At 44.9% G+C, this 24,856-nt stretch carries 23 protein-coding genes; 10 read left to right on the forward strand and 13 right to left on the reverse strand.

Features of this window, described 5'->3' with window-relative positions:
- Positions 1–2 precede the first annotated feature (2 nt).
- A complete protein-coding gene (locus ACOGW3_RS07565; RefSeq protein WP_419902397.1) occupies positions 3–512 on the forward strand; it encodes a SixA phosphatase family protein in 510 nt (169 codons plus the stop codon).
- A 6-nt stretch (positions 513–518) separates the two neighbouring features.
- On the opposite strand, the gene ACOGW3_RS07570 is transcribed toward ACOGW3_RS07565, so the two are convergent.
- From ACOGW3_RS07570 to ACOGW3_RS07580, 3 genes are read right to left on the reverse strand one after another with little or no spacing between them, the layout of a single operon-like run.
- Positions 519–1,211 carry an HdaA/DnaA family protein gene (locus tag ACOGW3_RS07570; RefSeq protein ID WP_419902398.1) on the reverse strand — a complete coding sequence of 231 codons (693 nt, stop codon included), beginning with the start codon at positions 1,209–1,211 and terminating at the stop codon, positions 519–521.
- Positions 1,212–1,249: 38 nt separating this feature from the next.
- Positions 1,250–2,347 (reverse strand): AI-2E family transporter, encoded by a 1,098-nt coding sequence (locus ACOGW3_RS07575; protein WP_419902399.1) that lies wholly within the window; start codon positions 2,345–2,347, stop codon positions 1,250–1,252.
- A gap of 47 nt (positions 2,348–2,394) precedes the next feature.
- The gene (locus tag ACOGW3_RS07580) at positions 2,395–3,633 is read right to left on the reverse strand and encodes a DUF2066 domain-containing protein (RefSeq protein ID WP_419902400.1); all 1,239 of its coding nucleotides are present in this window, start codon (positions 3,631–3,633) and stop codon (positions 2,395–2,397) included.
- A 255-nt stretch (positions 3,634–3,888) separates the two neighbouring features.
- On the opposite strand from ACOGW3_RS07580, the gene purM reads away from it, so the two are divergent.
- Positions 3,889–4,959, forward strand: coding sequence for a phosphoribosylformylglycinamidine cyclo-ligase (gene purM, locus ACOGW3_RS07585; RefSeq protein WP_419902401.1), 1,071 nt, complete (start codon positions 3,889–3,891; stop codon positions 4,957–4,959).
- Positions 4,947–5,591, forward strand: a complete 645-nt coding sequence (gene purN, locus ACOGW3_RS07590; RefSeq protein ID WP_419902402.1) for a phosphoribosylglycinamide formyltransferase — start codon at positions 4,947–4,949, stop codon at positions 5,589–5,591. Before purM ends, purN begins: the two co-directional genes overlap by 13 nt.
- Before the next feature lie 60 nt (positions 5,592–5,651).
- On the opposite strand, the gene ACOGW3_RS07595 is transcribed toward purN, so the two are convergent.
- The 6 genes from ACOGW3_RS07595 to ndk form a co-directional block, all read right to left on the reverse strand.
- On the reverse strand, positions 5,652–6,668 hold the full coding sequence (locus tag ACOGW3_RS07595; protein WP_419902403.1) for a J domain-containing protein: 1,017 nt from the start codon (positions 6,666–6,668) through the stop codon (positions 5,652–5,654).
- Positions 6,658–8,136 carry an Hsp70 family protein gene (locus tag ACOGW3_RS07600; RefSeq protein ID WP_419902404.1) on the reverse strand — a complete coding sequence of 493 codons (1,479 nt, stop codon included), beginning with the start codon at positions 8,134–8,136 and terminating at the stop codon, positions 6,658–6,660. Before ACOGW3_RS07600 ends, ACOGW3_RS07595 begins: the two co-directional genes overlap by 11 nt.
- Before the next feature lie 28 nt (positions 8,137–8,164).
- A complete protein-coding gene (locus ACOGW3_RS07605; RefSeq protein WP_419902405.1) occupies positions 8,165–8,347 on the reverse strand; it encodes an Hsp70 family protein in 183 nt (60 codons plus the stop codon).
- Positions 8,348–8,485: 138 nt separating this feature from the next.
- Positions 8,486–9,529, reverse strand: coding sequence for a zinc-dependent alcohol dehydrogenase family protein (locus ACOGW3_RS07610; protein WP_419902406.1), 1,044 nt, complete (start codon positions 9,527–9,529; stop codon positions 8,486–8,488).
- Positions 9,530–9,951: 422 nt separating this feature from the next.
- Positions 9,952–11,079: an aminotransferase class V-fold PLP-dependent enzyme gene (locus tag ACOGW3_RS07615; RefSeq protein ID WP_419902407.1), complete on the reverse strand. Its 1,128-nt coding sequence runs from the start codon at positions 11,077–11,079 to the stop codon at positions 9,952–9,954.
- A gap of 200 nt (positions 11,080–11,279) precedes the next feature.
- On the reverse strand, positions 11,280–11,702 hold the full coding sequence (gene ndk / locus ACOGW3_RS07620; protein WP_419902408.1) for a nucleoside-diphosphate kinase: 423 nt from the start codon (positions 11,700–11,702) through the stop codon (positions 11,280–11,282).
- A 244-nt stretch (positions 11,703–11,946) separates the two neighbouring features.
- Between ndk and ACOGW3_RS07625 the strand changes: the two genes are divergently transcribed.
- Positions 11,947–13,860, forward strand: a complete 1,914-nt coding sequence (locus ACOGW3_RS07625; RefSeq protein WP_419902409.1) for an ATP-binding cassette domain-containing protein — start codon at positions 11,947–11,949, stop codon at positions 13,858–13,860.
- Between the two features lie 21 nt (positions 13,861–13,881).
- Here ACOGW3_RS07625 and ACOGW3_RS07630 read toward each other — a convergent pair whose 3' ends face one another.
- Together ACOGW3_RS07630 and ACOGW3_RS07635 are read right to left on the reverse strand one after the other, a co-directional pair.
- Complete coding sequence (locus ACOGW3_RS07630) at positions 13,882–14,736, reverse strand: substrate-binding periplasmic protein (protein WP_419902410.1); 855 nt, start codon at positions 14,734–14,736, stop codon at positions 13,882–13,884.
- Between the two features lie 231 nt (positions 14,737–14,967).
- Positions 14,968–15,804, reverse strand: coding sequence for a cysteine hydrolase (locus tag ACOGW3_RS07635; protein WP_419902411.1), 837 nt, complete (start codon positions 15,802–15,804; stop codon positions 14,968–14,970).
- Between the two features lie 151 nt (positions 15,805–15,955).
- On the opposite strand from ACOGW3_RS07635, the gene ACOGW3_RS07640 reads away from it, so the two are divergent.
- The 3 genes from ACOGW3_RS07640 to ACOGW3_RS07650 all read left to right on the forward strand — a co-directional run bounded on the left by ACOGW3_RS07640 (position 15,956) and on the right by ACOGW3_RS07650 (position 18,090).
- Positions 15,956–16,903, forward strand: a complete 948-nt coding sequence (locus tag ACOGW3_RS07640; RefSeq protein ID WP_419902412.1) for an AraC family transcriptional regulator — start codon at positions 15,956–15,958, stop codon at positions 16,901–16,903.
- 138 nt (positions 16,904–17,041) lie between these two features.
- A complete protein-coding gene (locus ACOGW3_RS07645; RefSeq protein WP_419902413.1) occupies positions 17,042–17,353 on the forward strand; it encodes a hypothetical protein in 312 nt (103 codons plus the stop codon).
- Entirely contained in the window at positions 17,320–18,090 is a 771-nt protein-coding gene (locus tag ACOGW3_RS07650) for a universal stress protein (protein ID WP_419902414.1), read from the forward strand. Before ACOGW3_RS07645 ends, ACOGW3_RS07650 begins: the two co-directional genes overlap by 34 nt.
- Before the next feature lie 45 nt (positions 18,091–18,135).
- Here ACOGW3_RS07650 and ACOGW3_RS07655 read toward each other — a convergent pair whose 3' ends face one another.
- Together ACOGW3_RS07655 and ACOGW3_RS07660 are read right to left on the reverse strand one after the other, a co-directional pair.
- Positions 18,136–18,591, reverse strand: coding sequence for a DNA polymerase III subunit chi (locus ACOGW3_RS07655; RefSeq protein ID WP_419902415.1), 456 nt, complete (start codon positions 18,589–18,591; stop codon positions 18,136–18,138).
- Between the two features lie 57 nt (positions 18,592–18,648).
- The gene (locus tag ACOGW3_RS07660) at positions 18,649–20,148 is read right to left on the reverse strand and encodes a leucyl aminopeptidase (RefSeq protein WP_419902416.1); all 1,500 of its coding nucleotides are present in this window, start codon (positions 20,146–20,148) and stop codon (positions 18,649–18,651) included.
- A gap of 203 nt (positions 20,149–20,351) precedes the next feature.
- Between ACOGW3_RS07660 and ACOGW3_RS07665 the strand changes: the two genes are divergently transcribed.
- The 3 genes from ACOGW3_RS07665 to ACOGW3_RS07675 are packed head-to-tail and all read left to right on the forward strand — an operon-like array spanning position 20,352 to position 24,823.
- Positions 20,352–21,488, forward strand: a complete 1,137-nt coding sequence (locus ACOGW3_RS07665) for an LptF/LptG family permease (protein ID WP_419902417.1) — start codon at positions 20,352–20,354, stop codon at positions 21,486–21,488.
- On the forward strand, positions 21,488–22,612 hold the full coding sequence (gene lptG / locus ACOGW3_RS07670) for an LPS export ABC transporter permease LptG (RefSeq protein WP_419902419.1): 1,125 nt from the start codon (positions 21,488–21,490) through the stop codon (positions 22,610–22,612). The genes ACOGW3_RS07665 and lptG overlap by 1 nt, the downstream gene beginning before the upstream one ends.
- A gap of 3 nt (positions 22,613–22,615) precedes the next feature.
- Entirely contained in the window at positions 22,616–24,823 is a 2,208-nt protein-coding gene (locus ACOGW3_RS07675) for an LPS-assembly protein LptD (RefSeq protein ID WP_419902420.1), read from the forward strand.
- Positions 24,824–24,856: the final 33 nt, after the last annotated feature.

Here is a 24,856-nt window from a genome sequence, read left to right on the forward strand (position 1 = left end):
AAATGAAAACAATTTTTATTGCGCGCCATGCGACGACTAAACCAGCGAAAAAAAATCAAGACGATTCAGATCGCCCCCTTACATTAAAAGGACAAGACGAAGCTCAATGGCTTGGGCAAGCTATTAGTAAAATTTCAAGCCCATCGCAAATTGTGACCTCCTCAGCCACACGCGCTCAGGAAACATCCCAATTTGTAGAAGAAAACCTCGCATCAAGAATACTTATAGAAACCACGCCCGAATTGTACCTAGCACCTTCTCAACTGATCTTAAAATTTTTGAAAAACCGGCCTGATACAACAGAGACTGTCGCTTTGGTTGGACATAATCCTGGCTTGAGTCAATTTTTACTTGATATCAGTGGTATTGAATCCAATCCAGAGGCCGTTAAACGGATCTACCGTGGCCTGCCCCCTGCTGGTCTTGCCATTCTCGAGTGCCAAGCAGACAGTTGGTCTGATTTATCACGTGACAACACTGTTTTAATGAGACTTCTCCACCCAGGTGAATAAGCAGCGTTACTCTTGGGTAGATATTTTGTGTAGGATTGCCTTGGCGAATGGGATGGTTATTTCGCGCTGAGATGCGAGTGAAGCGTGATCCAAGTTAGAGACAATTTCACGCGCGGCTTCAAAGGATCGATCCAACCTAAGAACCAGAAATCTTAAGACCTCTTTGCTAATTGTAAGCTGGCGATCATAAAACAATTTCACCAACAGAGCTTCAAAGAGAAAATCGTCCGGAGATCCCATCTCAAATGAGGGAACTGCCGATAATCGAGAAGCAAGATCTGGTAGAGAGATCGCCCATCTGGATGGGGCTTCCTGCCCGGTAAAGAGAATGGTGCCGCTTTCTTCTCTCACATAATTATAGAGATGAAAAAGCTTGCGCTGTAACTCAGAGGAGCCGAGGAGTTCACTTGCAATGTCATCGACGATACAGTTTTTTTGTAAACTCAACAGCTCGTCTGGATCACTTTTTAACAAGTCCGCTGCAGCGATTGAAATAGCCGCGCTTTCGTTTTGCCAAACATGAGCAAGATGGGTTTTTCCGCAGCCGGAAGGGCCATAAAATGCCAAGGCATGCCCCGGCCAGTCAGGCCAGCGGTCAATCCATGCAACAGCCACCTCATTGCACGGTGCAATAAGGAAATCTTCACGACCAAGCGCTGGGCGATGCCCAAGATCAAGAGGTAGCTGGGAACTATCCATTTACAAAACGACTGTCTTAATTTCAGTTTCTTAAGGTTTTAAGAATCCCCGGACTTACCATCCTGGGATCCTACGGGGCGATTGATACCATAATAATACCGACTGTCCATATATTCACTTAGAGCAAATCGTACACCAACGCCAATTACAGCTGCGACAGGTAAGGCAAGTAACATTCCGACAAACCCAAACAACGCTCCCCCAGCTAGCAGACCAAAAATTACCCACACTGGGTGGAGGCCAATTTTCTCTCCTACCAACTTAGGCGTGAGAACATTACCCTCTAAAATCTGCCCTACAAAAAAGACAGCCGCGACAATTGCAATTGGCCCCCAGCTATCAAACTGAAAAAAAGCAAGTCCTACCGAAAGAACCAAACCGATGCCGGATCCCACAAAAGGTATGAACGATAAAAGGCCAGCGATCATGCCCAGCACCAAGCCAAACTTAAGTCCTGCCAAGCTCAGACCAATGGCATAAAACCCTCCCAACACCAAGCAAACTGTACCCTGCCCACGAATAAAACCTGCAAGCGTATCATCTACTTCTTTTGCTAATCGGCGAATAGTCTCTAATTGAGGACGCGGCAGCCAATTATCCACACGGGCGACAATTTTATCCCAATCTCTCAAAAGGTAAAAAGTAACCACAGGTGTGATCACAAGTAGAGACATTAAATTTGCAAAGGCGACCCCGCCATCGACAAGACCACCAGCGAGTTGAGAAAGCCATTTAGCAGTTGTCTTCAAGCTATCACCCAGAGCTTGCTTTAAGCTAACCAGGCTCTCCCCATCGACACGGTTTTCTATAACCGCAAGGATCTTACTTACCTGTCCTCGAACAGCCTCAACCAATATAGGAAGGCTTTCAATAAGATCCAGGACCTGTCCAACAAGTGCAGGGACCAGTAAAACAAGGGCTAGAACCAGTGTCAGAATGAAGATAACGGTGACCAGCGTTGTAGCAAGGGTACGAGACAGCCCCATCTCCTCAAGTTTGTCACAAACCGGATCGAGAAAATAAGCTATTGCCATACCTGCCACAAAGGGCAGAAGGACCGAACGTAAGAAATAAACCGATACTAAAAAGAAAACTAACCCGATTAACCAAAATCGTATCTGTCGTTCCGCTGTCATCGTTCCCCCTAGATATAAAAAACCTTACCCCTGATTAAACCATGAGTTTATTCCGGAGCAACAACTTCTTTTTTTCCGCCCAAATCAATTTCTTGCGCAGGAACGGCAACTTCATCAACAATTGTTTCAGATGGATTAATCACCGTTTGATCCTGAGCAGGTAAAGCCAGGCTTGAAGATGATGCCGGCCGATTCAACAATCGTAATTCCCAGTTACTATTTTCATTAAGCGACATGGCTAAATCTTTTTGTGCGAGCGCAAGAGAGAGTTGACGTTCATCCCCTGAGAAATAGATATCCAAATCCACCTGATTACGATTAATGGAACGTGTATTTAAACGATTTATCGCAGGCACCCCTTGAAGACGATTATTGATCAGCACCCAATCCTGCAGTCCAGTGATCGGAACTTGAACGAGAATCCACCGCTCAACGCCAAACTGAAGCAAGTTAGCTTGCTTCCAATCCTGTTGAAGAGAACGGTTAAGAGATATAGCCCCCCGCTCCAACATTTGTAATGTTGATTCTTCTGCTGTTTTAACAAGTTTTTGGCGATAAGTTCTACCATCCCCAAATTTTCCTGTGCGTACGGCCGTTAAATTTGCTGAAGCTCCATCGGAGGCGATATCTGCAACGGAAAGAAAAACGTCATTGCTTCCATACTTGGATGCCAGGCTCCATAGACCGCTATCCCCGGCCAACGCGCCCTTGGCGTTCACAGAACTAATATCTTCCAAATCGCCTAATGGCATGGTCAAAGGAACCAAACCGTTGGTGGTTCCAAGGTTTCCCCAGGCCGCACGCCATTGGTTAGATTCGCTCCAAAGAGAGGCTTCTCCCCCCTCTTTTTGAATAGGCAGAACCAAAACCGGTTTGCTTATTAATTCAGCTAAAGCTGCACCAGTATTTCGAAAATAGCCCCGAGTCTGCGATTCTTTAAATCGTACCGTCATTTTGGCAATATAACGAACGGATGATGATCGTTCAGAAGACAACGAGATATCGAGAACATAGCCTAAAGCATCCGTTGCATTCAAAAGCGGTACTTTTGCATGGTCCTGCTGAGGGACAACCCTCTCGATTAAAGCTCTAAAAGCTCTTTGATACCCTTGACTTAACGCAAGTTTCTTTGCGTCTGTAGCGGACTCTGCTGTCGCATCAATTGGTATATCCTTTACGGTATATACGTGATTTTCTGCGTGGGCAGGTGTCACCAACTGCTGCCCGACCAGAGCAAAAAAAGCGACAAGAAGTGCTGTTCTATAGAAAAAGCGGCGAAACCGCATTGCAAACCATCCCGGATTAAGTATCTTCCCAAGTTATAGAGCCTGACGCCAAAGGCGTAAGGTAATGCCTGAACCTGATAATAACCCTGAACTGTGACCTTTATGAGGATCATTACAAGATCATCATATAAATTACAGGGCAATTAACCGGCCAGAAATGATCCGGGATTATTATCAGGTTCAGACACTTGAGTACATTAATACTCGAAGTTACAGGAGGATACCATAAGTACCATCCCTAATAATCCTGAGTCCTTGAGTTACAAGGATGCTGGAGTTGATATCGATGCAGGAAATGCATTGGTAGAGGCAATTAAGCCACTTGCAAAATCAACGACTCGTTCAGGCACCATGGCTGGTCTAGGTGGCTTTGGCGCTTTTTTTGATCCCAGAGCTGCTGGTTTCACAGATCCGCTGTTGATCGCCTGTAACGATGGTGTCGGCACAAAGCTTAAAGTCGCGATCGAAGCAAACAAGCACGACACCGTTGGTATCGACCTCGTCGCCATGTGCGTCAACGATCTCGTTGTCCAGGGCGGAGAGCCCCTATTCTTCCTCGATTACTATGCCACCGGCAAACTCAGCGTTGAAGCTGGTCGCGATATCATAGCAGGCATTGCCGAAGGTTGTGTTCAATCGGCTTGTGCTTTGATCGGTGGTGAAACAGCTGAGATGCCAGGCATGTACAGCGACAACGATTATGACCTCGCAGGGTTCTCAGTTGGCGCAGTCGAACGAGGACAGGCTCTTACTGGCGATCTGGTAAAAGACGGTGATGTTGTCCTGGGTCTTGCCTCAAGCGGTCCCCACTCCAACGGGTATTCTCTTATTCGTAAGATCGTTGAAATCTCTGGTCTAGCCTACAGTGACCCAGCGCCTTTCCAGGAAGGTGCAACACTGGGCGAAGCTCTGCTGACACCAACACGGATTTACGTAAAAAGCTGTCTCGAAGCGATCCGCGCCTTTGGCCCTCACGGCGAAGGCGTTAAAGCTTTTGCCCATATCACTGGCGGCGGTTTTACCGAAAATCTTCCTCGCGTATTACCCGAAGGCCTAGGTGTAACTATCGATGGCATAGCTTGGCCTGTCCCGCCTGTATTCAGCTGGATTAGAAAAGTAGGTGGCATTGATCCGCATGAAATGATGCGCACCTTTAACTGCGGTATCGGCATGGCCGTCGTAGTTGCTGCTGACAAAGTTGAAGCTGTAACAGCTATTCTCGAAGGGCAAGGAGAAACAGTTGTTTCTCTTGGAACTATCGAAGCCCGCGCAGAGGGTGAAGAAGCCGTTCAAATCGAAAGGCTCGCTGAAACGTGGCCCGCTTAAAAGTTGGCGTACTGATTTCTGGCAGGGGAAGTAATCTGCAGGCATTGCTCGATGCCGCCGCAGATCCATCTTTTCCTGCAGAGATCGTTTTGGTTGCCTCTAACGTACCCGACGTGGCCGGGCTTGACCGGGCTGAAAAAGCAGGCGTTGCGACAGCAACTGTAAACCATCGCGATTATGAAAGCCGGGCAAGCTTTGATAGTGCAATTACGCAAACGCTAGAAAACGCTGGCGTTGAATTCGTTTGCCTTGCCGGTTTTATGCGTCTTGTCACCAAAGAGTTTGTTGAGCACTGGCACAATCGGATGATCAACATTCACCCCGCCCTGCTCCCTCTTTTCCCTGGCCTTGATACCCATCAACGCGCCCTGGATGAAGGATGTAAACTCCATGGCTGTACCGTGCACTACATCCGCCACGAAATGGACAGCGGACCTATCGTGGGCCAAGCTGCTGTACCTGTCCTCTCAGGCGATACCGAAAGCAGCCTCGCCGCCCGTGTCCTCACCGCCGAGCATAAGCTCTATCCTGAATGTCTAAAACTGATTGCTGAAGGTAAGGTGACGATAGAGGGCAATAAACTGACCTCGCCAGTTAGTTTCCCAGAAATCGGGATGATTTGTAATCCTTGAGTTTAAACTTGCCGTACCATGAAATAATCTTAAAAGGCGCCTTTTTCTAAGGCGCTTTTTTTATGTCTTAAACTTTTTAAGAAGAGGAAGGAGAAAAAAATAATACGCAATTCGCACTGCTTCCCTTGATAAGAGCTCGATTGATTTTAAGATTCTCAAAAACATACTAAAGATAACCCAAATGCCTAAAACAGCCGCAATGACCCGCATTATTAATAGAACCACATTCGGAGCAGCAAGTCCGTCAAACATGTAGGGAAGATTAACTGTTACAAGTAATACTACAATATATACCCCCAAATACAGCAGAAGCCTCAAACTCCCTTTCCAAATATCAACTAGCTTTTCTTTTGCCGCCTTTTTTTCTTCCGGAGGTTCGTTTCTTTTTGATTTGACCGTCCCCCTACGTTCAACCAACGCTGGCATCATCATATCAGCAGAATAAAACTTCCTGCTAAAAGTCGTATAGTCTGTTAGCCAATCAAATTTCTCATCGATTAATTCTATTAATTCCCTTGTTACTTCTCTTTTGAAAAATGGAAGTCGATCTTCAGGATGGACCAACTTTTCTTCAAGGTATTCGAAAATAGAAGCTTCAAGAGCTGTCATTGCCTCAGCATCGATAAAGACCGGGTCTTTTAATATTCGAGCAAATTTAGCTTTATCTGTTTCAAAGGGTGTTGAAGTAGAAAGTTGTGCAATAAGCCCATTTACAGTTTCCCAGTCAATAGCGAGAAACTGTGCTTCCTTTCCATCATCAAAATCACCCTCAGAGGATTGTTCGAAATCAGTAATTTCCCCCACCACCATGGTACTATCACGATTAGAACCATCCTCATCTTTATGAGAGGTAAACTGTTCGGTATATTCGCTATCATCGAGAAAATAGTTGTTTCGAGCGAGATAGACTAGATGCTCATAGGCTTCCCGTAATTCTTGAAATTTTTGCAACTCTTGTGACTGGTCTATTTTCTTTAAGCGCCGCGCATATGCACGCTTTATATCTTTGACCTCAGATGGGACTTGAGTAAACCCAAGAATATTATATGGCCACCCCAGATCACTTTCATTGCACATAGGCATTCTCAAACTGGTCCAGGGCTATTGATAACTGCTCGCACATTTTATCAATCTCGGTAAGATTTTGCTGCTGTAAAATTGCCTCAAATTCAACGAGCATTTCCTGGATTGGCTCTCTATCTTCCAGCCTTGCCATGGCATAACATTGCTCAATCCTGTTCTTAATGTGAATGTTTTTAGCTGCTTCTCTAGGATGTACTTTCAAATGCCTCAAACTCTGGAGAGTCGCCGATATTTCTTTATCAGTAATTTCCCCAACCAAATTCTTAATGAGGAGATTAGAAGTTTTACCTGTCGACAAAACGGTTGCATCTACTTCCAAAAGACCCGAGACATCATAGGTAAAACGAATAGAAATAGCTTCATGTTCTTTTCGATTTACAGGAATAGGAACAGATAACTTCCCCAAAGGAATGTTGGACGCAACTATAGGCGCTTCCCCCTGATACACATCGACTTGAACAAACTCCTGACCGAGTTCAACAGCAGATACTATTTCTTCACGAGAAACAGGTACCACAGTATTCCGTTCTAGAATCGGAAGAAAATAACCTGCTTGAAAACTATTCCCCACAGCTCTCGCGGTCTCTATGCCAAGTGTAAAGGCACTAACGTCTGTCATCACCACGTCTTCCAGGGCCTTGTCATTACCAATTAGCCCGGCTTGGCACGCAACCCCCATTACAACCACGTGGTCAGGGTCAAGGTGTGAATCTGGAAGTCGGCGTAGTTGTTTACCCACAATTGAACGTATAACAGGCATTCTCGTTGCTCCGCCAACAAGAACCACCCTATCAATCTCTTCAACAGAAAGGCGCGCATCATAAAGAGCACGCTCTACGGGGCGCCTTAAACGCGTTAGAATATTTGTCGTAATCTCTTCAAAATCTGCTCGGGTAATTTCCGTCTTTAGATCTTGTTTGCCAATTTTGCTATCAACAACAACTGATTGTTTGCTCGAAAGCCCAAGCTTAACCTGTTCGGCAATTTTCAAAAGTGCAGACTTCGCTCCTTTTTCTTGTACTGGCTTACTTAATTTCGTCTCCAGATGACTTGCGAGAGAGTTTGTAAAATCTTCTCCTCCCAAATAAGCATCCCCAGCCGTTGCCCTGACTTCCATCACACCTTCGAATGATTCAAGTATTGATACGTCAAACGTCCCGCCGCCGAGATCGAAGACCAAAAAAGTGCTTTCAGCGTCAAGGTCTTGCAGCCCGTACGCCAGTGCTGCAGCTGTGGGTTCATTGATCAAGCGCAAGGGATTTAATCCAGCCATCTTACCCGCAGCCTTAACGGCTTTGCGTTGAATTTCGTTAAAATAGGCAGGTACAGAAATCACAACATCTGTAATGGCGTGACCAAGATAAGTTTCTGCATCATTTTTGAGCGAGCGTAATACGATGGCAGACAATTCGGGGGCAGAAAATTGCTTTTTCCCAAGTTTATATTTCTTTTCAGCTCCCATGGTTCTTTTAAACACTGAAGCACAGTGATCAGGATACGTTACCAATACGAGCCTTGGCTGCCTCGCCGCTTATAAGGGTATCCCCATCAAGACTGACAACAGAAGGAGTTAGCACTTTGCCCAAGCTGTTAGGTATCAGCTTAGGTACCGCATCCTCATACACAGCTATTAATGAATGTGTCGTCCCGAGATCGATACCAATATAAGCCATTTAAACCCCCTACAAAAACTTATCCGGGAAAAAGATAAACGCTGTTCTAACAAATGACACTATTAAACTCGTAGAAATTATAATTAACAGCTATGAATGAACTCATACGCAAATTTTAAGAAAATAAATATTCTAGAGTTAGAACCTATCAATAACCACCACGCCACTTGGAGATGTGTTTGACATCTCCATGAGGACATCCGCTCCCTCTTTAAGATCAATGGTTCGATCGATAAGCTTTTCAGGGACCAGCTCACCCTTAATGATCATGTCGAGCATCTGTCCATATTTATGGCCTTGCATGCCGTGGCTTCCGTAGATGTCCAATTCCCGGCCAATTACTAAGTTCATCGGGATTTTCATGTCTTTATGATCACCCGCAGCAAGGCCTATTTGTACGTGTCGACCTCTTTTACCCAAACAAGCAATGGAGTTATATGCCGTGATAGGAGAACCCAAAGCATCCAAAGACACATGGGCACCGCCATTGGTAAGTGACGTAATCGCTTCGACGACATCGTCGACTTTACGGGCATTTATAACCTGGTCAGCACCAAGTGACTTTGCTTGGGCCAGAGTGTCATCGTTAACGTCAATCGCAATCACTCTTGCCCCAAAGGCCTTAGCAATCATGAGCGCGCTTTGGCCAACACCACCGCAGCCATGAACCGCGACCCATTGGCCGGGAGCAACACCGCCCCGGTTCACCACCCCCCGAAAAGCCGTCATAAAGCGGCAACCTAGGCTTGCTGCCACTGTGTGGGTTATCTGTTCAGGCAGTTTTACGAGGTTAACATCCGCGTATTCTACTGCCAGATATTGGGCAAAAGCGCCCCAACCGGTAAAGCCTGGCTGGAAGTCGTCATCGCAAATGTGCTCATTACCATTTTTGCAAGTAGGACAAACACCGCACCCACAACTAAAAGGCACAATAACTTCGTCCCCTTTATTCCAGCTCCGAACACCCTGCCCCACAGCAACAATGGTCCCAGAGCATTCGTGGCCGGGAACATGTGGAAAGCTCGTTATACCCCCGTCATGACCAACCCAACCATGCCAATCACTACGGCATACCCCGTTGGCTTTGACTTCGATAACAACACCGCCAACAGGTGGTTCTGGATCGTTCAGGTTACCTACTTTGATATCACCATTGAATTTTTCATAAAAAGCAGCACGCATTGTTCTTCTTCGGTTTTTTTCAAATAAATGGGCGGGAATTATAGTAAGCCTAGCTTGACATATTTTACTTTGAAAACAAAAACCTGAAATAATATCGGCATTTATTTGGGCACCGCATCTCTCCGTTAGAAGAGAACTCCCTTGAAAACGCGCTGTTGTCTGATAAAGTCGCCTCGAGTTTGGCCTCTGGCCAAGATATTATATAATCGTGGGACAGAGGAATTTATCACCATGACGAATGAAGAGTTAACGGTTGAACGTCAGCTTGGCTGGGAAAGATTCACCAAAGTATCAACATACTCCGTAGTAATCATTATGGCGATTCTCGGACTAATGGCCGCAACTCTCGTTTAATTTAACGAATGAGTTTAGCGCAAAAGGAGGCTTTTCAACCTCCTTTTTTTACCCGATTTTTGATCAGTTTAACCCCTGATAACGTTGTCCAGGGCGTTAAATAGCCGCTCTATATCGCTTCTATTATTGTAGAGATATGGCGATACTCGCAATCCAGTGCCACGCTCACTGACAAAGACGTTTTCTACCGCGAGCCTTTTTTGCACGTTTTCCGGCCTGCCCTCAGGAAAATTGATGCCAATGATGTGCCCAATCCGATTATTTTTCCCCGGTACGATCCAGCCCCTCTCCTCGGCTTGTTCGGCCACTAAATCTGTCAGTGGTGTTAGCTCCCTTTGAATATTGCCGGGCCCCCACTCATTGACCTGCTGCAAAGACTTCAAGGCCAAGGACTGCAGGATAAAGTTATTACGCCCGCCCATATCATAACGCTGAGATCCCTCTTTTGCAGAATAGATGCCCGAAACAGGATCCCGATCAAGGCAATTAAATGTAGAGTGTTCTATGGCCTTTCCGAGCTGCTGCTTTGGCGCGGCATATAAAAAAGCCGAGCCGATTGGACTAAGAAGCCACTTATATCCAGATGCGATCAAGAAATCAGGCTTAATGGCACCAATGTCCAGCTCCATGGCGCCAACCACCTGGGTCGCATCAATAACAAAGGCAGCACCGACTTGGCGGCAGCGCTCTCCGATGGCAACAAGATCGAGCTTGCTACCATCCATCCAATGACAAGGTGGTAGAGTTACAATCCCGGTTTGATCGGTAATGGCTTCGATCACCCATGGGGTCCAGTTATAATCATCTGGCCGGGCAACCTCTTTTATTACCCCACCTTGATCGGTGGCGAGCCTTTCCCAAGCGATAACATTAGATGGATATTGACCTTCAATAAGCACAATATTCTGCCCCTTTTCCAAGGGCAGATTGGCCGCGGCCGTGGCCACACCATATGCCGTCGAAGGGACCAGCGCGATATCCGTTCCCTTTGCCCCAATTAGCCCGGCGAAAAGGTTACGCAATTCATCCGAGTTCCTGTTCCAGAATTCTGGATCGAGGGTCCAGGGATGGGACTTGATTGCAATGCCCGCCTCTCCCCCGTCCTTAGCGGCAAGAGTGTGTGGTGACTGTGCCGCGCAATTCAGGTAAGTGACATCAGATGGGATATCAAAAAGAGATCGTACGTTTTCAAACATGTCAGCCCCAGTAAATCTGAAATTATCCTGATATATTAGGATAGAAGAATAAGAACTGTAGGATGATCAGAAAAAGCGCGTGAGTACACAAAATTATTGTATCGATACAGATTGAAAGCAGACAATCTGGAAACGAAAAAGGGGAAGCCGAAGCTTCCCCTTTAAACTCAGATAATCCGCATTAAGATCGTCTGGGATTATTAGCCAACGAGTTCAGCGTCGGAGAAGAAGTATTTGATTTCTTCTGCAGCTGTTTCTGGAGCATCTGAACCGTGAACTGAGTTTTCACCGATTGAAAGAGCGAACTCTTTACGGATTGTACCTTCAGCAGCTTCAGCAGGGTTAGTTGCACCCATAACTTCGCGGTTTTTAGCAATAGCGTCTTCGCCTTCGAGAACCTGAACAACAACTGGCTCAGAGATCATGAAGTCAACGAGTTCGCCAAAGAAAGGACGTTCGCTGTGTACAGCGTAGAAACCTTCAGCCTGTGCACGGCTCATGTGGATACGCTTGGAAGCAACGATGCGCAGACCAGCTTCTTCGAACTTGGCGATAACTTTACCAGTCAGGTTACGCTTGGTGGCATCTGGCTTGATGATAGAGAAAGTACGTTCAAGAGCCATGTCAGGCACTCCTACAATATATAAAAGATTGGAATTCGTTTGGCGGCCTTATACAGCCAGAGCGCCCTTGGGGCAACTCTATTTACATGACATCTTTGCTTTGGCTGCCATGCGTATAAAGCATCCACAAAAAATTGTTGTAAACATTAGAGAAAATCGATCAAACAACTATTTTCTGTACTCTTCTTAACAATCCCTAAAAAAAACCCTTACCTCTTCGGCGCTTCAGTGATATGAAGCGGCCATGCTACATATTAAAAATCTTTCTTATCGCATCGTAGGTCGCCCAATCTTTGACGGCGCCTCTGCAACGGTACACAACAATGACAAAGTTGGTTTTGTTGGTCGTAACGGTACTGGTAAAACGACCCTTTTGAAGATTATTTCAGGTGAAATTCCTTCAGAATCCGGGGATATTAACGTTCCCAATAAAACCAAAATGGGCAAGGTCGCTCAGGAAGCTCCATCAGGGGACGTAAACCTCGTTGATACAGTTCTTGCTGCGGATACAGAGCGTGCAGCCCTAATGGAAGAAGCTGAGACCACAACAGACCCAACCCGGATTGCCGAAGTTCACGAACGCCTGGTCGATATAAAAGCCGATACAGCGCCAAGTCGAGCCGCACGTATTCTCGCGGGACTGGGCTTCAACGAACAAGCCCAGCAAGAGCCCTGCTCATCCCTTTCCGGCGGTTGGCGGATGCGTGTGGCTTTGGCCAGTTTGCTCTTTGTCGAACCAGACTTTCTATTGCTTGATGAGCCAACCAACCATCTGGATCTCGAAGCGACGATTTGGTTAGAAGGTTATCTGAAAAATTACCCGGGAACCCTTCTTCTGGTCTCGCACGACAGGGCTCTATTGAATAATGTAGCCAATAAGATTATTCATTTGGAAGACCAGCAACTGATCTCCTACACAGGTAACTATGATCAGTTCGAACAAGTTCGTCGGGAACGCCTTGAACATCAGGCAGCTCAACACGCCAAACAACAAGAACAGCGTAAACACATCCAGAGCTTTATTGACCGTTTTAAAGCCAAAGCCTCCAAGGCCAAGCAGGCTCAATCACGGGTAAAAATGCTGGAACGTATGAAACCAATTGCTGCGGTTTCTGAAGATAGCACCCTGGCTTTCGATTTTCCCTCCCCACAAGAACTTGCACCACCACTCATTAATCTTGATCGCGTTGATATTGGTTATGAGCCAGGTAAATCAATCTTGAAACAGCTCGATCTTCGTATCGATATGGAAGATAGAATTGCACTGTTGGGCGCAAACGGTAACGGTAAATCAACCCTTGTAAAACTACTTGCTGGCCGTCTCGATCCCCAGGATGGGCAACTTTATAAATCATCAAAACTAAAGGTCGGCTATTTTGCACAGGATCAAGCTGAAGAACTTGATCTTGAAGCCACGCCTTATACTCTGATGTCTCGCCTGATGAAGCCCGGTACACCTGAGTCAAAAGTTCGAGCTCAACTCGGTCGTTTTGGCTTTGGTGTAAACCACGTTTCAACCAAGGTTGGAAAACTGTCCGGTGGAGAGAAGGCACGATTGTTATTTGCCCTTTCAACCCGGGATGCTCCTCATATTCTTCTCATGGATGAACCGACCAACCACTTGGATGTCGATTCACGTGAAGCTCTCATTCAAGCTATGAACACCTTTGAAGGTGCAATTATCCTGGTCTCGCACGATCCGCACTTGATCGAACTGACTGCAGATCGGTTCTGGCTGGTTGCTGATGGTACTGTGCAACCCTACGAGGGTGATCTTGAAGACTACAAAAGACTTTTGATGGAACAACGCCGTAAAGAACGGCAAAAAACGCGTAAACAAAACGATGACAAAGCTGCTGGAGATGAAGCTCCTCGCGCCAAAAGCATCAGTAAAAAAGAAAAACGACGCTTGGCTGCTGAGGCACGTGCTTCTGGCGGGGACCTCAAAAAGGCTGTTCGTCTTGCAGAACAAAAGATGGAAAAGTTTCAAGCTAAAAAAGACAAACTTGAAGCCGAACTTGCTAATCCATCACTTTATGAAGGCGATAACAGCAAGCAACTGGAACTCACCAGAGACATCGGCAAGGTCGATAAAGAGTTAGCTAAAGCCGAAGCCCAGTGGCTTGAAGCCCAGGAAAAGCTCGAAAAAGCAGGATAAACCAACAGATACTGCTGAAATTTAATTCGACGGTGATCGCTGTAGGTCTCCATCAAGATATTTAGGGATGAGTTGTTCAGTCAATTCATCCCTTTTTTCTGCAATAGCATTCCAAACCGCATCTTTGGTTTCAGAATGTTCACTTGAAAACTTGTGACTGAAAATCAGAAAATAATCTTTGGTTACTAGCGGTTTCAATAGCTTGACGACACCGTTTAATTTATTTTTCCTCAGGTAAGCATCCGCAACAACCTCTTGATCTGCGACAGCTACGACCCTAGAGCTGCGCAACTTCGCAAAGTTGTTTGAAGTAGATTTTGCCTCTTCTACGATTACGCCCTTTTTCCTCAAGTCTGCGACGATTGAATAACCAGCATTTGCACCAATCGCTCCTCTAAGATTTTCAAAAATCTCACCATTCCAGTTGAGATCTGATCCCTGATTTTTATAAAGAACATACGACAGGACGGCTAAACGCCGTTCACTGTCTGGCGTCTCTCCAATCATGGGATAAACCCCAAATTGTTGCCGCTCAGGTTTAAAGGAAAAAATGAATGCTGCATCCAGGCGGTTGGCCTTTAGCTCGTGTAAAACCCGTCGACCAGGCAACCTGACAAACTCGATATCAAACTCTAATTCATCTGCAATAATCTTAATAATATCAACGGAAAGACCTGGCGGGGTAGCTGGAAGGGGACCGACCTCCAAGAAGTGTGGGTAAGATGAATTCTCGTTGTATCCAATACGCAGCTTCAAATGAGAAGCATAACTTTCGTTTAAGCTCAGGAATATAGATAGACCCAGAAATATTCCGCATTTGGTTATGCGGTGAGACTGGGTCCATGAAGAGCGAATTAGAGATAACAATGCAAGCAATAGAAACTCCCCAAATGCCAGCAACTCAAACAGCTTATACCTACAAGATGTTTGTTTCCTTAATATTAAGAACACCAGATTATTTGTTACTATGCTAAAAAAATGCCTCTCTACTCCTTAAAAAGGAGCAAAGAGGCAAGGAGTATCAGATCAATTTTTTATATTATCCGGGCTATATTATCCCGAGCTTTAGTATCCCAGGGGGGGAGCGATAATATAATGCAGCCGAAATTAAGCGGCAGCAGACCCAATCCTTTTAACGGCTTCTTCTGTTGTCCAAAGAGCATTTGCCACATAGCGGAAGTTAATCAGTGCTGCGTGATAGCCATCGCCTTCTGGAAGCTTGGCAGCTGCAGTTGCATCTCGGACCTCTGCAACCTCAAACCCTTGTTCAAGCAGGTCGTATAAATGTGCCTGAACACAGAGGTTGGCAGACATTCCTGATAAGATAACTTTGCTAATGCCATTTTTGCGAAGTTGCAAAGCAAGGTCATTGTTTTGAGGACCATATATTTTATGCGGACTTGCAATGATGGTTTTCCCATCAAGAATATGCTCTTTATATTCCGGCATAAAATCAGCGCCTGAATTTTCAAAACCGTCTAAGTTCAATGAACCCTTACGGTTGAACATACCGATCTTGTGCATCAGTTGTTCCAAGGGACCTTCAAATTTCCAGCCATGGTCGGTTGGATAGTAATAGTGCGGAGATATCGCGACAGTCATTCCAGCTTTTTTAGCGGAAGAGAGGAGGTCACCAATATTTTTTACGACGTTATGTTCCGTAACGCTCTCACCAACGACACCCCAGGTGACGCCATTTTCACTTAAAAAATCAACCTGGGGATCAACGACGATTAACGCTGTGTCACTTAGGTTTACATTGACATCAACAGGCGGCAAAGCAGGTTTTGCGGGATCACTGTAATTAGGGTTAGTCGAGGCAGCTTGAGCTGTGCTTACAATAGAGCTCACCGCGACGCCAGCTGCCGCGAGAGAGACAGCTGCCCCCCCGAGCATTGCACGGCGTGTAAATGCTTTATCATTATGATCGTGACTTTCACACATAGGGAAATTCCTTTTAATAATCATTATGTCCGTCTTCAGAGAGTTCGATTTTAAAAATTACGAACGAAAAACTCTCGATGACTATTAAGTAACCCTTCCTATGTTCCCTATCGTCTTCAATGTGTTCTCTTAAGAAAATTGAACCATTTTTTTGTCTTTCCGACTTGTTATTAGAGTAAATGAAGCCAAGTTTGGTTACATGACAATTGACCGTATCCTTGAAGCCCTTGAAGTTGATCTGAAGCCCTTTGCCTTTTGCGAGATTAGAGGCGCGAGCACAACTCTTGCTCTGCCCGGGCAAACTCAGGCAATCCTGCATTATGTAACCGGTGGTACTGGCAAAATTGTTGTTGGAAAACACTCGGAACAAAAAGTGTGCCGAGGCACAATCATTTTATTGCCTGCGTTTCAGCATCACAGCTTGATAAGTGCCACAGAAACATTTGATCCACTTCCTCAATGTCGCCCCATAGATGCTGCCTTAAAACACATACAAGCAGGCGATGGCCCCCAGACACTTGGAGCCGTTTGCGGGCTTGTTGATATTTCCTACCGGGGCATATCGGGAATTTTAAACTTAATTCAGGAGCCTTTGATAGAACAGCTAGAACCCGGGGATAGAATACGCAATGCAATGGACGAGCTTGTTTTAGAGTTAGCCAACCCGACCCTGGGTACCCGCGCACTTGCCAGATCTCTGCTAGAACAGTGCATCATAATGCTTTTAAGACGGCACCATAGTAAGGGGCATAAATCGGTAAATTGGTTACGTGGTGCCGAAGATCAGCAGATGTGGGAAATTTTACAGCATATACTCGACACACCCAGAGCGTCTCATACCGTTGAAAGTCTATCTGAAAAAGTTGGCATGAGTAGAGCCAATTTCGCCAAGCGCTTCAAAGAAATTTATGGTACTGGCCCGATTGAGCTCCTGAGATCAATCCGTTTACAAAGAGCAGCTGAGCTACTGAGCGTTTCAGATTTACCAATTAAGACAATAGCATCAAAGGTTGGTTATCAAAGCCGAAGCTATTTTACCCGAGCATTTGAATCTGAATTTGGAAAAACGCCTGATAAATACAGAAAATCAACGCCTTAATCTTCTCAGCAAGAATAGTAGCCATTGACTAATTGACCTCGATCAATGCACCATACTGATTAATAGCTCAATATATATTTGGTTACAAAAATGGCCGTCACTGGCTGTCAATAGAATGCGCATGGATGGAGCTTCAAAATGCTAAGAGATATCCAAGTCCAAATAGATAATAACATCGCGAGCAAAACAAGATTAGCTGCAGCTTTACAACTGTCAGCAAAGTTAGATGGCACTCATATAATTGGAGTACACGCACTTAAAACGCCCGAAGCCATTTTACACGGCGCTCCACACGGCGTTATAGGGTACTTCCCAGAAGAAGTTATCGAAAATCAACGGGACGCTATACAAAAACAAGCTGCTGAGCTGGAAAAATCCTTCACATCAACAGTATCAGAAGTAGGAGCAACATATGAGTGGCGTCAGCTTTACAACTGTCAGCAAAGTTAGATGGCACTCATATAATTGGAGTACACGCACTTAAAACGCCCGAAGCCATTTTACACGGCGCTCCACACGGCGTTATAGGGTACTTCCCAGAAGAAGTTATCGAAAATCAACGGGACGCTATACAAAAACAAGCTGCTGAGCTGGAAAAATCCTTCACATCAACAGTATCAGAAGTAGGAGCAACATATGAGTGGCGTCAACTTGAAGGACCAGAGGTTGATATTATCGCCTTTCACGCCCGTTTCACAGATCTGACAATTATCAGCCAGGCCAAGGGAAAATTTGCAGACGAACTCGAATTTTCCGGATCCCTTCTTATGGAAAGTAGCCTTCCTATCCTTGCTATTCCTGAAAAGAAAATTCCCGAGGATATGACAAAAAATATCCTAATAGCTTGGGACGGATCCGCGGAATCCTCCCGTGCCGTCAGGGGAGCCTTGCCACTTTTAAAAATGGCTGAGAAAGTAATTTTGCTTTCTGTTGGTCTGCCCGACGAAGGCAATATTCCGCAATCGGACATCGACTCTCATCTGCAACGTCATGGTATTCATTGCGTTAAACGCGTTGTGGATAATCCCTTCCCTGAAGATGTGATCAAATCTACTGCAAGAGAAGAAAATGTGGGACTAATCGTAGCCGGAGCTTGGGGGCATAGCAGAATTCGTGAAATGATCTTTGGAGGCGTAACGAAGAGCCTGTTTTCAAACCAGGAGATCCCTGTTCTTTTGTCTCACTAAACAACCATTCAAATAGATTGCATTAATCGGGGAAAGAAAGTTACTTTATGCTTTCTTTTCCCACGAGCCTCTTTCGGTCTGTTGCCAGTAGGTAAGTTCGTGATCGGCGGCTTTTAACTCTTTCCAAAAGCCTCTAGCATCTTGTACTGCGGTAGCATTATTTCCATCAAACAAGATAGCGCAAAGGGAAGTCTCTGCGTTTTTCAATGGACCAGGAGAGGCTCCATGCACAACAAAAACCACTTCCCCGGCTTCGGCCTCTTCTGGAGCTGTCGTCAACCAGATAGGGTGCTCTGAGATATCTCCATCTCGTTTTGTCCCATGAGGCAAAAACGAATCAGATCGGTAACTCCAAAGTGACTGGTCCAATTCACTAAGACGTCTGTCATCTGATGAGAGGATCACAGCCTTTTGCTCGCGTTCAAGTACTTTTTCAAGCATCTTTGGAAGCGCCTCATCAAGAGGCGTTTTTGTCAGGTGGTAAAACCGTACGTCTGTCATTCAATTCTTCACAAAGTAGGGAAACGGGGAAGAAATAACCTCCCCGTTTTAAAATAATCAAGCTTCGTAGTTATCTGCAACAAAACGGTCCAATAATCGAACACCAAAACCCGTCGCCCCTTTAGCGGCTGTCGGTTTTTCTTTTGTAGCCCAAGCAACACCAGCAATATCAATGTGAACCCATGGCGTACCATTTTCGATAAATCTCTGTAAGAACTGAGCCGCTGTAATAGATCCTGCAGCACGTCCGCCAATATTTTTCATATCCGCAGCGTCACAATCCAACAGCTTGTCGTAACAATCCGCCAAAGGCAGGCGCCAAACTCTCTCCTCGACGATATAACCCGCTGCGGTCAATTGTTCAGAAATCTTATCGTCATTAGAGAATATGCCAGCAATATCATTACCTAGTGCCACGATCATTGCACCCGTAAGGGTCGCCAAATCAATAACCAAACGAGGATTGTATTTTTCCTGTGTGTAAGAAAGAACATCCGCGAGAACCAACCGTCCTTCTGCATCCGTGTTCAAGACCTCAATTGTTTTTCCTGAATAGGAGGTGACAATATCGCCAGGGCGCTGAGCATTACCAGCAGGCATATTTTCTGCCAGACCGCATGCACCAACGACGTTGACCTTCGCCTTACGTCCTGCCAATGCTTTCATAAGGCCAAACACGGTGCCAGCCCCTCCCATGTCGAACTTCATGTCTTCCATGCCAGCAGCAGGTTTTAGAGATATCCCCCCCGTATCGAAGGTTACCCCCTTGCCAACAAATGCCAATGGTTTCTCTTCAGCTCCCTTGGAAGAGCCATTCCACTCCATGATGACGACTTTAGATTCTTTATCAGACCCCATACCCACAGCGTAGAGAGCATTCATACCGAGGTCGATGATCTCTTTTTCATCCAAGACCGTAACTTTGACCCCGAGAGCTTCCAATTCTTTTGCTTGGGCTGCAAATGTTTCAGGGTAGAGGCGATTAGGTGGTTCGGAAACCAGTTGACGGGTAAAGAATACGCCTTCGGCTATTTTTTCCAAATCATCAAATGATGCCTTTGCTGAACTACTATCAGCACAGACCATAGTTAATTTATCAAGCTGGGAGCCGCTATCCACTTTCTTAGCTGTTTTGTATGTATCAAACTTATATGTACGCAGTAATGCGCCATAGGATACATGCGAAGCGAGTACTGAAGTACTTAAGTCATTAATTTTCAGATCATCCAGTACCACGGTGATTTCTTTTTCACCCTTAGCCGATAAATCTTTATAAATTTTCCCGCCAAGGTTTTCTAAGTCGGTCACCTTTAACTCTGACCGTTTACCTAGCCCGGCCAGAACAACTCGCGTGTTCGACACACCGCTTGGAGCTAATAGCTCTAACAAGTCACCTTTTTTGCCTTTAAAACGATTACTCTCGACCCCGCGCCGAAGTGCGCCACCTGTTGTTTTATCAAAAAGCTCGGCAGAGGTGGAGAACTCCCCCCCTTCAAAAACTGTTACTACGATAGCTCCCGAAGTAGAAATTTCGTCTGAGACAAAGGAAAAATTCATGCCGTCCTCTTATAAAATGAATAAATGAAACACTGTACTTATACATACATGGTGCAACAAAATGCAGCCGCAATCATAGAACTTTGCTTGCTATGACTCAAATCCCTTTGACCATGTATGAAAAATCCACGAATTAACTGGACGTGGCAAGCCTGTTCTGGCTATTTCTACTCAGTATATTTTGTAAATAAACAACGGGTTCTATGCAGACGATTTCACGTTATATGTTGGTGCAGCTAATTTTGTTCGCCATTTCTGTCGCAGTATCTCTTGCTGTTGCCGTATGGTTGGCGCAATCCCTGCGATTCGTGGACATGATTGTAAATGATGGATTGCCTGCTTCGACCTTCTTTTATTTCGTTATACTATTGATGCCGTACTTTCTGGTCATTGTAATACCCGTTGCAACCTTTTGTTCGGTACTTTTTATTTATAATAAGATGAATACAGATAGCGAACTCGTCGTATTGAAGGCTGCCGGATTCTCTCAGTTCCAACTTGCAAAACCTGGAATCCTTCTTGGGGCTTGCTCAATGCTTACCGTAGTCGCGATCAATTTGTATTTCCTACCAGTTTCCTACCGCGAGTTTAGAGAACTTCAGCATTACTTCAGAGACAATCTCTCTCCCGTCCTACTGAAAGCCGGGAAGTTCAATACGATAAATAACGAATATACGATTTATTTCAAAGAAAAGACCCCGGCCGGCGAACTTAAAGGCTTGCTTGTCCATGACAGTAGTACACCAGGGGTTCAGGTTACTTATATTGCGGACACCGGTGCCTTAATAAAAGAAGAGAGTGATTTTAGGGCCGTACTTTGGAATGCAAGTCGACAAGAAGTCGACCCTAAAACCGGCCGGCTTTCTATTGCGTATTCAGATAAATACGTTCTCAAATTTGGAGATATCGGTCAGGAAGAGGGCGACCGTTGGCTAAAGCCTAGAGAACGGTTTTTGAATGAACTTCTGTTACCGGATGAAACAGATCAAAGAGATGTCAGGAATTACGATAAATTAGTCGCAGCTGGACATTACCGTTTGGCAAGTCCTCTATTTACCCTTGCAATGGCCTTTATCGCTCTTGCATGCCTACTCTCTGGCGAATTCAGCCGGAGAGGTCATCTTGGTCGTATAATGTTCGCCATCGTGATTATGGGTGTCATGATGCTTACAATGTTCTTGTTTAAAGATATCGCCGAAAAAAATAAGAACCTTATTTCATTACTTTATTTATGGCCTCTCTTTGTCATCATTATTTCTATTTATTTCATAGGTAAGAAAAAGAAAAGAAAAGCTGAAGCGATCATTCATCTCGATAAAGCAACTACGGGAAAGAGCTAATGACAGCCCTGACAAGTAAAAAATCTGTCAAAGCCTCCTTCCTATCCTGGACGCTCTTTCGCTATGCCTCAAAAAATTTCCTGATAAGTTTTCTGAGCTTCTTCTTTGTCCTCATGGGTGTTGTTTTCCTCATCTCCCTCGTAGAAGTATCAGACGACTTGGAAGATAAAGCCGTTCCCTTTCTTACCGTTGTAAAGATCGTACTTTTCCGAATGCCTCAATTGAGTGAGGAGATCATGCCTTTTATGATCCTCTTTGCAGCGATGGCAACTTTTTGGAAACTTACCCGCGCGAACGAACTTGTAATAATCAAATCTGCAGGCGTGTCTATTTGGGGAATTATTTTTCCCTTTGCATTTTGCTCTCTAATGATTGGCGTCCTCTCATTCTCAATCATTAACCCCATATCCTCTGCCCTTTTTGCCAAAAACAAAGAAATCAGCAGGGCGTACAAGAAAAAAGATCAAGCCATTTTTAAAGTGTCGGAAACCGGACTGTGGCTTCGACAACCTGATAATAATGGCCTCTCGGTAATTCACGCAGGATCAGTGAATAAAGATTTATCATTGAACGAAGTGATTATATTTAACCTTGCTGATGATGGAGAATTTCTTTCCCGTTACGATTCATCTACGGCTCGTTTAGCCGATGGCAATTGGGTACTCAAACAGAGTTGGCACTCATATCCTGGTAAAAAACCTTCATTCTTTGAGGAAGTTTTGATCCCAACGGAACTAACTATGGAGAAGGTACAAGACAGCTTTGCCAGTGCAAAATCCATTTCCTTTTGGGAGCTACCCTACTTCATCAATTTACTTGAAAATGCGGGTTTTTCAGCCGTAAAACTAAAGCTTCAATTTCATAAACTATTATCCAAACCCTTCTTATTTTTGGCTATGGTATTACTTGCGGCTACTTTTTCTATGCAACAACATCGACGCGGTAAAGTTGGTTTGATGATCCTTTCTGGTATTCTCACTGGATTTCTGCTTTATTTCCTATCCAACTTTGTTTTTGCCTTGGGCCAATCAACCAAAGTTCCTGTAGCTTTGGCAGCTTGGTCGCCAGCGGGGGTATCATTATTGTTAGGTGTTACAATGCTTTTACATCTGGAAGACGGATAAAACATGTCTTTTAGGGGGGTAAAAATACTGTTTAAAAACAGCGCATCGATTGTGGCGATAACGCTTGCTCTTAACCTTGTCATCAGCACAGATAGCTTAGCCCAAGCAGTAGAAGGAATTAATCGAGAAATTCCTGCACTCATAACGGCAGATGAAGTCATCTACGATGAAGGTCTAGGTATCGTTACTGCATCCGGAAATGTAGAGATTTCACAAGGCGATCGTACAGTTTTAGCAGATAGCATTTCTTACAACATGAACAGCAATGTTGTGACGGCAACCGGAAATATTAGTCTTCTTGAACCAAGTGGTGACATTGTCTTTGCTGAACATGTCGAATTAACGGACAATCTCAAAGAAGGTTTCATACGTGATATCCGGGTTTTACTTACTGATCGCAGCAGACTCGCAGCAACAACAGGACAGCTAACGGGTAGTAATACATCTGTTTTCACGAATGGTGTATTTAGTCCCTGCGAACTCTGCAAAGACGACCCAAGTAAAGCACCTATTTGGCAGCTTAAAGCCAAAAAAATTACTCACAACAAAGAATCTCAAACCATCAAATACGATCATGCTTGGATGGAGATCTTTGGCGTACCTGTAATTTACACACCCTATTTGGCCCACCCGGATCCTACTGTAAAAAGACGCAGCGGCTTTCTTTTACCTAGCTACGGAACATCTACCCAACTGGGTATCACTCTCCAAATACCTTATTACTGGGCTATTGATGAGTCCTCTGAACTCCTTTTCGCCCCGATTGCGACGACAAAACAAGGAGTGGTACTTGCAGGTGAATACGAGAAAAAATTTAATACTGGCGACTTATCCATTGAAGCAAGTGGGACTATAGCGGATCTCGACGAGAACAATGGGAATGTTAAAAAAGATCAATTTCGAGGCCAGATCATAAGTGAGGGACGCTTTGACCTCGACAAGACTTGGCGTTGGGGTTTCAATGCTGAACAAGCTTCCGATGACACTTATGGACGAGTCTACGGTTTCAATACAGATTCTGAACTTGAAACCAGCGCCTTTGTTGAAGGTTTCAGAGGCCGTAACTATGCAAAGATTGACAGTTACAAATTCCAAAGTCTCCGAAGTAATGTTGATGATTCAGAAAATCCTTATGTTCTTCCCCGTGCTCAGTATAACTTTCAAAGTCAACCGGGGATAACTGGTGCCACTTATCGATTGGATGCCAACGCCCAAGCACTCGGGCGCTCTGAAGGAAGAGATAGCCGTAGGGTCTCTCTCATTGGTGGTTGGGATCTTCCCTATACAGGATCGTGGGGAGATCAATACAAATTAACAACCCAAGTACAAACTGATGGCTACTGGGTTAACTCCGTAAACCAAAGCAATGACGAAGTTCGAAAAAATGGAGACACTTACAGCGGTGTCACTGGCCGAGTATTTCCGCAAATGGCTCTGGAGTGGCGCTATCCATTAGCAAGCTATCGTGGGAGTTTTACTCAAACGATTGAACCAATTGTCCAAGGTGTACTCGCCCCAAATGGTTCCAATCCGAGTGAAATACCAAATGATGATAGCCGTGACTTTGAATTTTATGATGCCTCTCTCTTTGATCTCAATCGTTTTGCAGGAACTGATCGAGTAGATTCAGGAAGTCGCGTGAGTTATGGTTTAAAGTGGACCGCGAGTACAACAAGTGGAAATTATGCAGACTTCCTCCTGGGTCAAAGTTATCGCTTTAACGGGGAAAATGACCTTTATGAAGAAAATTCTGGGTTAAGAGATGCAGCCTCTGATATCGTTGGACACATTGGCATCTACACAATCGATGATTTTTCTGCCCTCTATCGATTTAGATTTGACCCGGATGACTTGGGGTCAAATAGAAATGAGGTTGAATTAAATGTTGGCCCTAAGGCTTTAAATCTAAGTTTGGACTATGTCTTCTTAAAAAATGATAATATTGATGGTGTAACTTCGGATAGAGAAGAAGTAGAGTTCGGTATTAACAGCCAACTCTCTAAATACTGGAGTCTTAACTCTAGTTACACCAGAGATATTGATGCAGGATCATCGAGAGAAGCCGGTTTTGGGCTGATATATCATGATGAATGTATTATTATTGACACTCAATATTCACGAACTTGGTTCGAGGATAGAGAGTTAGAGCCAGATAACAGGATAACACTCGAGCTTACATTCAAACATCTCGGAACAATCCAACCACTGTAACTCGACAAACTTAGACAGCAACCCTCTGTCAGT

The organism is Kiloniella sp. (assembly GCF_965205715.1).
Lineage (GTDB): Bacteria > Pseudomonadota > Alphaproteobacteria > Kiloniellales > Kiloniellaceae > Kiloniella.

Coding starts and splice junctions, on each gene's coding strand:
- ACOGW3_RS07625 (WP_419902409.1), top strand. CDS start 11,947: ATGCTACATATTAAAAATCTTTCTTATCGCATCGTAGGTCGCCCAATC.
- ACOGW3_RS07575 (WP_419902399.1), bottom strand. CDS start 2,347: ATGACAGCGGAACGACAGATACGATTTTGGTTAATCGGGTTAGTTTTC.
- ACOGW3_RS07635 (WP_419902411.1), bottom strand. CDS start 15,804: ATGTGTGAAAGTCACGATCATAATGATAAAGCATTTACACGCCGTGCA.
- ACOGW3_RS07605 (WP_419902405.1), bottom strand. CDS start 8,347: ATGGCTTATATTGGTATCGATCTCGGGACGACACATTCATTAATAGCT.
- ACOGW3_RS07660 (WP_419902416.1), bottom strand. CDS start 20,148: ATGAATTTTTCCTTTGTCTCAGACGAAATTTCTACTTCGGGAGCTATC.
- ACOGW3_RS07655 (WP_419902415.1), bottom strand. CDS start 18,591: ATGACAGACGTACGGTTTTACCACCTGACAAAAACGCCTCTTGATGAG.
- ACOGW3_RS07615 (WP_419902407.1), bottom strand. CDS start 11,079: ATGTTTGAAAACGTACGATCTCTTTTTGATATCCCATCTGATGTCACT.
- ACOGW3_RS07565 (WP_419902397.1), top strand. CDS start 3: ATGAAAACAATTTTTATTGCGCGCCATGCGACGACTAAACCAGCGAAA.
- ACOGW3_RS07600 (WP_419902404.1), bottom strand. CDS start 8,136: ATGGGAGCTGAAAAGAAATATAAACTTGGGAAAAAGCAATTTTCTGCC.
- ACOGW3_RS07580 (WP_419902400.1), bottom strand. CDS start 3,633: ATGCGGTTTCGCCGCTTTTTCTATAGAACAGCACTTCTTGTCGCTTTT.
- ACOGW3_RS07610 (WP_419902406.1), bottom strand. CDS start 9,529: ATGCGTGCTGCTTTTTATGAAAAATTCAATGGTGATATCAAAGTAGGT.
- ACOGW3_RS07595 (WP_419902403.1), bottom strand. CDS start 6,668: ATGTGCAATGAAAGTGATCTGGGGTGGCCATATAATATTCTTGGGTTT.
- ndk (WP_419902408.1), bottom strand. CDS start 11,702: ATGGCTCTTGAACGTACTTTCTCTATCATCAAGCCAGATGCCACCAAG.
- ACOGW3_RS07645 (WP_419902413.1), top strand. CDS start 17,042: ATGCTAAGAGATATCCAAGTCCAAATAGATAATAACATCGCGAGCAAA.
- ACOGW3_RS07675 (WP_419902420.1), top strand. CDS start 22,616: ATGTCTTTTAGGGGGGTAAAAATACTGTTTAAAAACAGCGCATCGATT.
- ACOGW3_RS07570 (WP_419902398.1), bottom strand. CDS start 1,211: ATGGATAGTTCCCAGCTACCTCTTGATCTTGGGCATCGCCCAGCGCTT.
- ACOGW3_RS07665 (WP_419902417.1), top strand. CDS start 20,352: ATGCAGACGATTTCACGTTATATGTTGGTGCAGCTAATTTTGTTCGCC.
- lptG (WP_419902419.1), top strand. CDS start 21,488: ATGACAGCCCTGACAAGTAAAAAATCTGTCAAAGCCTCCTTCCTATCC.